Here is a 10,038-nt window from a genome sequence, read left to right as displayed (position 1 = left end):
CGGCCTCGGCCAATAGCGGGAAGGCCGCCGCCTCGCCGACTTCGCGAACCTGGGTGTTGCGCTGCACCCATGCCAGCAGCTGGCCCAACGTGACGGCATCCAGTGCGGCCTCCGGCAGCGGCAAGCCATCGAGACTGCCTGCGCCACTCTCGTCGAACAGACGGCGCAGCAGGCGCCAGTTGCCGTGTGCCCGCTGCAGATCGATGGCAAGCAACTGGCTCTGCCCGTCCGCCGTCGGTTGCAGGCTGGCCTCGTAGTAGAACAACGGCCCGCAGACCGTTTGCGCGCCACCGCTTTCCAGCTGCAGCGGGCCACAGATCGGCAGCACGCCGTAGACCAGTTGCAGTTCGCGCTGGTACAGATTCTGCGCCTCGGCCAGTACCCGCCCCAGGTCGGTCGCCAGCGGCAGCAGCGTCAGCGCACCGCTGGCCAGCTCCTCGCGCCCGTCGAGCCAGGCCCAGCGATTAGCGGGCAGCTTGCCGAGGTTGTCCAGATCCAGGTCGCGACTGTCGGCCAGGTAGCAGCTGCGATAGAAGCCGAGGAGCTGGCGAGCGTGAGGGTGATTCATCAGTTACCTGCGTAGCGGGCCCAGAGCTTGTCGAACTCGCGCGTATAGGCGGCCACCAGCTGCGTATGGTCGATCACCAGCAGGTTTTCCTCGTTGCTGGTGGTGGCGCTGCGCGTCCAGTTGAAGCTGCCGTTGAGCAGCAGGCGGCCGTCGAACAGGGCGAACTTGTGGTGCATGTGGAAAGGCCCGGCGTCGATGCGCAGCGGCACGCCCTTGTCGCGCAGCCACTGGATATCGCTGCCCTCGTCGAACTGCTTTTCGTTGTCGGTGATCACCCGCACGGCGATGCCGCGCTGATGGCAGGCGAGGACTTCCTCGCTGAGCTGATCGTCGGAGATGGTGTAGACGCAGATATCCACGCTCTTGCGCGCCTGGCGGCACAGCTCGCGAATCTTGCGCCGACAGCTCTCGCCCGGGCTGAAATGGGCGCTGGCATGCTCCACGCGCGGCGCGCTGCCGACGCTGTCGAGGGTCTTGATCACCTGCTCCAGCCACTTCAGCGCCGGCTCGACGTTCTCCGGCTCGCGCATCAGCTCGCGGGCAAGCCCGAAGGCGCGGTTGCGCATAAAGCGCACCTGATCCTGATTCAGCTCGCTGCCCAGCTGGCGCAGCTCGTCGCGCTCCTCGTTGCTCAGGCGCAGGTCGGCCAGGCTGTCGCGCAGTTGCTGGTCGAGGCGGTTGAAGTCCATATGAAATCCCTTTTCGTCATTGAATGCGGCGACGGCTTAGCGCGGCATACAGAACACCGCAGAAAGCTCCAGCCAGATGGTACTCGAAGGAGACGCCGGCGCTCGGCAGCAGGCCGAAGAACCAGCCGCCGTAGAGGAAGAACACCAGCGCGGCCAGCAGCAGGTCGAGCAGGCTGCGCTCGAACCAGGCGCGCGCCAGGAGCAGCCCCCAGAAGCCGAACAGCCAGCCGCTGGCGCCGATATGGAGGCCGGTGCGGCCGAACAGCCAGACCAGCGCCCCGCTGCCGAGGATGATGAAGGCGCTGGCGAACCAGAAGTCGCGGCGCGAGCGCAGCAGCAACAGGCTGCCAAGCACCAGCAGGCCACTGAGATTGCTCAGCAGATGCGCCCAGCTGCCATGCAGCCAGGGCGCGAGGAGAATGCCGGGCAGCGCCTCGACGTGCCGGGGCACCAGGCCCCAGACGTTGAGGGCACCAGCGAAGATGCCATTGACCAGCTGCACCAGCAGCATGCCGCCGGCGATCAGCGCCAGCGGCTGCAGCTCCGCCAGCCGACCTCGTCTCACGGCGCCTCATCGTCCGCAACGTCAGTACGCTGCTGTTGCCCCAGGTGCGCGCTGAGATCGCGCAGCTGGGTGGAAATTTCCAGCATGCGGTTGTGCGTACGCAGATCGATGTCGATCTTCTTGTCCATCGCCCTGATCAACGGCAGGAAGCTGTTTTCCAGACTGTCGGCCAGGCTTTCCAGCAGTTTCTGCGTACCCGGCTGCGGCGGTGCGACCACCTCCACCTGCGGGCGCAGCCTGCCGAGATTGTCCAGGCCGGCCAGCAACTGCTCCCAGGGTACGCTCGGCGCCTCGCTGGCCGGCTTGCCCACGGCCAGGCCGCGCACGCTCTCCACCAGGTCGTTGAGCTGGGCCACCACGCGACCGCCGACATCGCTGTCGCTGCCGCCCATGGCCTTGTTGCGCATGAAATCGCGCTTGATCTGCGCCCAGCGGGCACGCTGTTCTTCGGTCATATTGCCGCGCAGCTCGGCGAGCTTGAGCAGGTTTTCCTCGGCGCCGCTGGTAAGCAGTTGCGATTCGCCCTGGTAATGGTCGGCGATCAGTTGCATCAGCTCGGCGTCGTTCATCACCGAACTGATCTTTTCCGCCATCTTGTTCATGTTGCGGTAGCTGCCCTGCAGCTTGAACGGCGGCTCGGTGCGGTACTGGTCGGCCTGCGCAGCGCTGACGATGTACTGCTGGTTGACCCGCCCGACCACGTCGCGAATCTGCATCAGGCGCTGCAGGGTCGCGGTGATCTCGTTGATCTCCGCGGCGCTGTAGGTGTGGCTCAGTTCGTTGGCCGAGAACGGCTTGCCCTCGGCCTTGGCGACGAAGCGGTAGACGTCGGCCATGTCGCGGGTGGCCAGCGGCGCCAGCACCGGGTTGGAGGTCAGGCTGTTCTCGATATAGGACAGGGCGAAAGCCTCCTGCATGCCGCCCAGGGTGTCGCCCAGGTTGTAGATGTCGGCACGGTTGGCCAGCATGTCGGGGATCTTGAACAGCTCACCGGACTCGGTATAGGGGTTGCCGGACATGATCACGCAGAACTTCTTGCCGCGCATGTCGTAGGTCTTGGTGCGGCCCTTCCACACGCCCTCGATGCGCCGCGTTCCATCGCAGAGCGAGATGAACTTCTGCAGGAACTCGGGGTGGGTGTGCTGGATGTCGTCGACATAGAGCATCACGTTGTTGCCCATCTCCAGCGCCAGGTTGAGCTTTTCCAGCTCCTGGCGCGAGGTGGCGTCGGGGGCCTGCGCCGGGTCCACCGAGCGCACCTCGTGGCCCAGCGCCGGGCCGTTGATCTTCATGAAGATCAGCCCCAGACGATGCGCCACATATTCCATCAACGTCGTCTTGCCGTAGCCGGGCGGCGAGATGAGCATCAACAGGCCCATCAGGTCGGTACGCTTGTTCTCCCCGGCGGTGCCCATCTGCTTGGCCAGGTTGTCGCCGATAAAGCCCAGGTAGACGTCGTTGATCAGCTTGTTGCGCACAAAGGACGACAGCGGCCGCGGCTTGAATTCGGCCAGGCGCAGCGCCTCGCGCTCGCGGTTGATCACTTCCTGGCGCAGCGCCTGGTAGCGGGCCAGGTTGGGCAGGAAGTGCCGGCGATGCAGCCCCAGGCGAGCGAAGTAGTCGTCCAGAGCCAGCTGCAGACGCTGCTCGGCGATGCGCGGGTGATCGCCCATCAGCCCCTCGACGGCAAAGCGCAGGTCGACCTCGGTGACGCGGTGCTTCACCGCTTCGGGCAACAGCGCCAGGGCCACGGCCTCGGCGATGTAGCCACTCAGTTCGACCTGCTCGCCCTGGCTGCACAGGCCCTGCAGCCAGTTGTCCACCAGCGCCCACTGCGCCGCGGGGCGATCCTGCAGGCGCGCCAGGGTCTGCTGGTAGCCATCCCACACCCGCGCCGTTTCCAGACGCGTCTGCAGCGCTGCGAGCAGCTCGCGGGCGTATTTGCTGAAGGTGAATTCGATGCGCTCGGCGGCCAGTTCCTGCACCAGGTACTCGGCGGCCTCGTTCAGGGTGTCGCCCTGCTGCGCCAGCTGCTGGGCCTCGGCGAAGCTGGCCATGGCCGCTGCGATTTCCGCCTGCAGCTGCTCCAGGCCTTCACGACGGCCGAACAGCTGCTGGATATGCAGGCTGGTACGCGCGCGCTCCGGCCACTGCGCTGCCGCATCCAGGGCGTGCACCTGGCCCCAGAAGAAGCAGGCGAAGCCACGTGCCTGCGGGCGGTGGTAAAGCAGGCCGGCACTTTCGCGCAGGGGCAGCAGGCGGGCGAGGATCAGCGCCGCGTCATGGTCGTGGATGCCCTTCTCGTAACCTTCCTTGTAGCGCGGCGCGGCGAAATCGCGAATGCGCCGGGTCAGCGCCTCGGGGTCGGCCAGCAGTTGCTTGAGGCCATCCAGGCTCAGTTCGTCGCGACCGGCTTCGGCGGCCGCCAGTACTTCACCGGCCAGGTATTCGGCGCGGTAGAGCTGCGCAGACTCCGACTCCAGCGACACCTGCCAGTAGTCGCGCAGGCTTTCCAGCTCGGCATTGGCCAGCGGTTCGAGGAAATCCGTGCCGGTCAGGTGCAGGTAGAGCTGATCGCCGCGCGGCAGCAGGGTCAGATCCAGTTCCTGGGTGTTGACGCTGAAGCGATGGCGCGGGCCGAGCTTGATGACGTTGCCGCCGTCTTCGAACAGCTCGCTCTTGTCGCGCTGGGCACGCACCGCCTGATCACGGGCGCCCTTCAAACGCGCCTCGATGTCGTCGGCCTTGACGCTGTCCTTGAGCTCGCGCAGGCGCTCGGCCATCTCGCGCAGCTTGAGGATCAGCGGGTCGGCGGCGAAGAAGGCGTTGAGTTCCTCCATCTGGTTCAGCCGCGCGGTGCGCCGCCCCAGGCTTTCGAGAATGCGCAGGGCGGCGTCGAACAGGCCCTGGGCGCGGCGCTGGCGCTCGTCGAGCAGGCTCTGCTTGTGCGCCTCGAAGGTCTCCAGCAGCTCCTCGCGCTTGCTCAGGATGTCGCCGAGAAACGCTTCATGATCGCCGAACTGGCTTTCCAGCTCTTCGAGCTGCACCAGCAGGCGCGACAGCTGCTCGTCGCACTTCTCCGGGTCCTGGACCAGCGCCAGGGCGTTGGTGATGCCCTGGCTGAACAGTTTGAACTGGGCGCCGAATTGCGCCACGGTCTCGGCCGAGCCCAGGCCCTTGCGCCGCTGCTCGGCACGGGCCTTGGCCTGGTTGAGACGGGCATAGACCTCGGAGATCGACTCGACGATACGGGTGCGCTGGGTGGCGTCGTCGATGGCCAGCGAGGCCATCAGGCTGGAGAGCATGTCGAGGTTGCCGGCCATGTCCTGCATCTCGACCAGCGGCTCGTTCAACTGGGTGACGGTCTCGGCCTTCTGCGCCAGGCCGTCCAGCTCGCCCAGGCGCTGCACGTAGGGCTGCAGCGCGGCGTCGCTGGCGAGGAAGGCGGAGGTGGCAGCCGCCACACGTTCCTGCGCCTCGAGCAGCTCGGTCTCCATGGCGTCGATGCGCGCCACGTCGATGTAACGATAGTCGCGGATGGTCAGCAGCTGGCCGCGCTGGGCGGTGATGGCATTGAGGGCGTCGACGAACAGGCGCACTTCGTCCCAGCTGTCCACCAGCAGGCTCGACAGCAGGCCCTTCTGCCGCGTCTCGGCCTCGGCCATGGCACGGGCCGACTGCTGGCGGATGCTTTCGACCTTCTCGAACTCGTCGAGCACCAGCTCGCCCGTGGCGGCGATCTCGCGCAGCAGCGGCGCCAGCTCGGCGCACTGGGCATCGCCCAGCCAGTGATAGACGTCGAACAGACGGCGGGTGTTCTGGCACAGCTGGGTGTAGCGCGTCACCGACACTTCGCGGCTGTCGATCTCGCGACTGAGATTGAGCAGATCAGACACGCCGCGCACCAGCTCGGCATTGCCGATACGGCCGAAGAAGCCGCTGCGCGCCGGCTGGCGGGCAGCGTAGTCGTCGCTCTCGAACGGCGTCTGCCAGATCTGCATGGGGTGGATGCGCGTCGGCTCGCTACCCTCGGCGGCGAAGATCACCATGCGCCCGTCCTCCAGGCGCGCATAGCCGTGGCCGAAGATCGGGTTGTGCAACTGGCGGTTGATCATGTTGTAGGTGAACAGCGCCGAACGGCCTTCTTCCGGGTGGTAGAAGATGTACTGCACGTCCTCGCCGTTGGGCGAGCGCACCGAGCGCTTGAAGCGCATGCCGCCCATGGGCTGCTCGAAGGTCTTGTACTCGCCGCTCTGCAGGTAGTAGCCGCCGGGGAAGATGATGCCGTGGTCTTCCGGCAGCTGCACGCAGGCCAGGCCGATGGCGTCGATGCGCTCGACCTTGTTGGTCAGGCTGTTGAACACCAGGTAGCGCCACTGCTCCTCGCGGTACGGCAGGATCTTGAGCAGGATCAGGCTGCCCAGGCGGGCGTACTCGACCTGCGCGTCGTCCAGCGACTGGGTCTTGTCCACCACCGGCTCGCGGTAGATGCCCTGGCCGTCCTGGGTATTGTTCTCGACCTTGATGGTCAGGTCGCCGCCGACGGTTTCGACGAACACCGTGTCGAGGATGTTCAGATGCGGATGGCGGCCCATGACCACCATTTCGCGGGAGGTTTTCTGCCATTCGAAATCGAACGGCGCCGGCAGCGCGATATCGCGCTCGCCGCGGTTGTCGATATAGCGCACTTCGCGCCCATCGACCGAGATCGACCAGCGGAACACGCGGATGTCGCTGACCCGCTCGCCGATCTGGAAACTCGCCAGCAGCTTGCCATCGCGGATGGCCAGCTGCAGCAGACGGGTGTTCTTGTAGTAGGTGTAGAGCTCGTTGAAATCGGCGGCGAAACTGGCCTGGGCCAGGAAACTGCCCTCCAGCGGCACCGGTTCGGCGTCATAGCCTTCGGGGGTTTCCACCAGGCGATAGAGGGAAAACACGTCGGCGACGCCGGTTTCCTTCTTCAGGCCGATAAACACGTTGTAGCCGAACAGCAGGCACTCGCCGACCTGGACGATATCGCGGGCGATGCAGTTGTGCTCGGTGCGGATGCGCACCCGGCCGATGGCCTCCATCGCGCTGCTGCCGAATTCGGCCAGGCGCTGGCCATTGAGCGCCTCGGTCAGAGCGCGCAGGCGCTGGCCCTGCTCCTGCAGGCGCCGGTGCAGCACCTCGTAGGCGCCACCTTCGGCAACGGCCTTGTCCAATACGTCCTGTGTTTGTGCGTCCGACATCGTGTTCTTCCTGGATAGGCGGCATCAGGGCAGTCATTAGCCCATGGTCAATATGCCTGCAGGAGCCAGCTCGCTGGCGATCCTCACCCTCCGATCGCCAGCAAGCTGGCTCCTACACAAGCATTGAGCGCGGTTCGAATGGTTCGTGCCTCCCCCGGCAATACCGGGGGAGTCAAGGTCAGGCCTCGCCCACGCCATTACCCGTGCTGACAGGCGCCTGAGGCGCGGCCGCCTTGCCAGCCAGCAGACGGGAAATCACGTCCTGCACCACCGGGCTCTTGCCCACCACGCCTTCGATGGCCTTGCCCACCGACAGCGACTTGGCGAAGGAGTTGAAGAAGTCGCCTTCGCCGCCGACGATCTCGATCTTCGCCTTGGCCATGGCCGCGGCCAGCACTTCGGCCTGGTCCTTGGCGATGTCCTTGTTCGCGGCGATGGCGGCCATGGCTTCCTCGAAGCTCTTCTCCAGCTGCATGCGGAACTCTTCGTGAGCTCGGGCCGCGTCGCTGAGCGAATCCAGCGCGCCGAACTTCTTGCCCAGACCTTCGGCTTCGGCGCTCAGGCGCTCCAGCAGGATCGACGCTTCGGCCGAGCCCTGCTCCTTGGTCGCCTTGGCCTTGGCCAAGCCCAGCTGCTCCTCGCCACGTGCCTGGGCGGTGAGTTTCTCTTCCAGCACCTTAGCCTCGGCCAGGCCGTCTTTCTCCTTGGCGGAGGCCTGGGCTTCGAGAATACGCGCCTCGGCCAGGCCTTTCTCCTGCTCGCCCTTGGCTTCGGCGATCAGACGCTCGGCCTGCACGCGAGCCTCGGCCAGACCTTCCTTCTCCTTCGCCGCGGCGGTGACTTCACGCACCTTGGCGTCGGCCAGACCCGGTGCAGCACGCTCGGCCTCGATCCCTTCGGCCAGCTTCTTCTTGGCCTCGGCGCTCTTGGCAGCCGCTTCCAGTTCGGCCTGGGCCAGGGTGTTGATTTCCACGGCCTTGTGCTTGGAACGCGCCTCGTCGGCTTCGGCCTGCTTGACCTGGCGCACCAGCTCCTGCTCGGCTTCGGCCTGGGCGTTGAGCACTACCACCTGCTTCATGCGCTCGGCCTCGGACACCTCGCGCACTTCCTTGATGCGCTCCTCTTCCTGGGCGACGGTTTTCTCCACCGCCACGCGCTCGCGGATCACTCCGGCGATGTTCTTGCGCTCTTCTTCCAGCGCCTTTTCCTTCTCGATGCGCTGCAGCTCGACCTCGCGCTCGCGGGCGACCACTTCCAGGTCCTTGGCCCGGGTAACCTTCTCCACCTCGATGACCACGGCGCGCTGGCGGTTCTGCTGCGCAACCTCCACCTCGCGCTGGTGGTTCTCGGCGCGGATGTCCAGCTCCTGCTGGGTCTGGATGCGCGCCTGCTCGGCCTTCAGCCGCTCTTCCTCGCGCACCTTGAGGGTCTCGGCTTCCTCGCGGGCACGGATGGTCTCGATCTCGCGCTTCTGCCGCGCCTCGGCATCGGCCTGCTGGCGCTCCAGGGCCAGGGTCGCCTCGCGGGTCTCGACGTTCTTCTTCTTGATCGCCAGCTCCTCGTTGCGCTCCAGTTCGTTGGTGATGACGTTCTGCGCGGCGGTCAGCTCGGTGATCTTGCGGATACCCTCGGCGTCGAGGATGTTGCTCGGGTCCAGCGACACCTTGGAGGTCTGCTCCAGGTAGTCGATGGCCACGTCTTCCAGCACATAGCCGTTGAGGTCGTTGCCGATCACCTCGACGATGCGGTCGCGAAATTCCTGACGGTTCTCGAACAGCTGGACGAAGTCGAACTGCTTGCCGACGGTCTTCAGCGCCTCGGAGAACTTGGCGTTGAACAGCTCGTTGACCGCACCGCGGTCGGAGGCGCGCTCCACGCCGATGGCCTTGGCCACCTTGAGCACGTCTTCCTGGGTCTCGTTGACGCGCAGGTAGAAGGCCACGGTGATGTCGGCGCGCAGGTTGTCACGGCAGATCAGGCCGTCCTTGCCGCGGCGGTCGACTTCCAGGGTGATCAGGGAGATCTTCATGAACTCCTTGAGGTGGATGACCGGATACACCAGGGAGCCGGTGAAATGCACCTTGGGCGTCGAACTCATGTCGTTGACGATCAGCGCAGTGCCCTGCGGAACCTTGATATAGAAAGCCTTGAACAGTGCGATCAGGGCGATCACGAAGAGGACGACCAGCCCTGCTCCGACGAGGAAGGGAATGACGTTTTCCATTACAGCTGTACTCCTTTGCTAAGTGTTCCAGACCGGCTCGGCGATGCCCCAGCCTGCCGGCCATCTGTGACGTACGGATTGTCGGCAGAGGCTATACGCCTCGAAATTCTTCTTCTGTAATCACCCGGTAGGCGTGTTCGGCCGCCAGGTATTCGAGCAGCACCACACGGTCGCCGCGCTTGAAGCCCAGCGCCTCGTCGGCACGCACGCGCAGGATCAGCCCGGCGCCGCCATCTTCCAGCACCGCTTCGCCATGGCTGGCGGTGACTCGGCCGCTGCGCACCACCGCTACCTGCCCCAGCACGGATTTGCTGCTGATCGCCTCGACCTTGTGAAACAGCGGACGCAGCGGCCGACAGATCGCCGCGCACAGCGGTGCGGCCACGACCAAGACACCGGCGATCACCACCAGCCCCAACGGGTAGCGCAAAATGCCCAGCGGCAGGTGGCGCAGCAGCCACAGCTCGATGAAGTAGCAGATGAACCAGCCAAAGAAGAACAGCAGCGTCAGCACCAGAGTGACCGGCACGCCGTCGAGCTTGAGTTTGTAGAGCAGGCCGGCAAGGCCTTCGGTCTGGCCGGCGCCATCCATTACCGAATCGGCCTCGACGTCGAGCAGGTCGACCTCGAGCAAGCCGGCGGCGACGACCAGCCAATAGATGACCGCCACGCACAGCAGGAAGCTGTAGATGGCGGTGGGAAATGACAGCGCTGTCTGCAGGAAGAGTTCCATTTTTTCCTTTTCCCTGGGTTAGGGAAAC

At 65.4% G+C, this 10,038-nt stretch carries 5 protein-coding genes and 1 pseudogene; all 6 read right to left on the bottom strand.

Annotated elements, in window-relative coordinates; genetic code table 11:
- Positions 1-568, bottom strand: a pseudogene (locus N7333_RS14725) (AAA family ATPase); the annotation flags it as partial.
- Positions 568-1,257 (bottom strand): phospholipase D-like domain-containing protein, encoded by a 690-nt coding sequence (locus N7333_RS14720; RefSeq protein ID WP_129481705.1) that lies wholly within the window; start codon positions 1,255-1,257, stop codon positions 568-570. The gene N7333_RS14720 and the pseudogene N7333_RS14725, both read right to left, overlap by 1 nt.
- Before the next feature lie 16 nt (positions 1,258-1,273).
- Entirely contained in the window at positions 1,274-1,822 is a 549-nt protein-coding gene (locus N7333_RS14715; protein WP_129481706.1) for a rhomboid family intramembrane serine protease, read from the bottom strand.
- Positions 1,819-7,053 (bottom strand): DNA repair ATPase, encoded by a 5,235-nt coding sequence (locus tag N7333_RS14710; protein ID WP_129481707.1) that lies wholly within the window; start codon positions 7,051-7,053, stop codon positions 1,819-1,821. The genes N7333_RS14715 and N7333_RS14710 overlap by 4 nt, the downstream gene beginning before the upstream one ends.
- A gap of 178 nt (positions 7,054-7,231) precedes the next feature.
- Positions 7,232-9,277 carry a flotillin family protein gene (locus N7333_RS14705; RefSeq protein ID WP_003246135.1) on the bottom strand — a complete coding sequence of 682 codons (2,046 nt, stop codon included), beginning with the start codon at positions 9,275-9,277 and terminating at the stop codon, positions 7,232-7,234.
- 91 nt (positions 9,278-9,368) lie between these two features.
- Positions 9,369-10,010 carry an OB-fold-containig protein gene (locus N7333_RS14700; RefSeq protein WP_129481708.1) on the bottom strand — a complete coding sequence of 214 codons (642 nt, stop codon included), beginning with the start codon at positions 10,008-10,010 and terminating at the stop codon, positions 9,369-9,371.
- Between the last annotated feature and the right edge of the window lie 28 nt (positions 10,011-10,038).

Origin of the sequence: Pseudomonas sp. GD04158, from assembly GCF_029834875.1 — a bacterium.
Taxonomy (GTDB): domain Bacteria; phylum Pseudomonadota; class Gammaproteobacteria; order Pseudomonadales; family Pseudomonadaceae; genus Aquipseudomonas; species Aquipseudomonas hydrolytica.
Note: the sequence above shows the minus strand (reverse complement) of the source record. Positions and strands in the feature narration are given on the sequence as shown.

Coding starts and splice junctions, on each gene's coding strand:
- N7333_RS14710 (WP_129481707.1), bottom strand. CDS start 7,053: ATGTCGGACGCACAAACACAGGACGTATTGGACAAGGCCGTTGCCGAA.
- N7333_RS14705 (WP_003246135.1), bottom strand. CDS start 9,277: ATGGAAAACGTCATTCCCTTCCTCGTCGGAGCAGGGCTGGTCGTCCTC.
- N7333_RS14700 (WP_129481708.1), bottom strand. CDS start 10,010: ATGGAACTCTTCCTGCAGACAGCGCTGTCATTTCCCACCGCCATCTAC.
- N7333_RS14720 (WP_129481705.1), bottom strand. CDS start 1,257: ATGGACTTCAACCGCCTCGACCAGCAACTGCGCGACAGCCTGGCCGAC.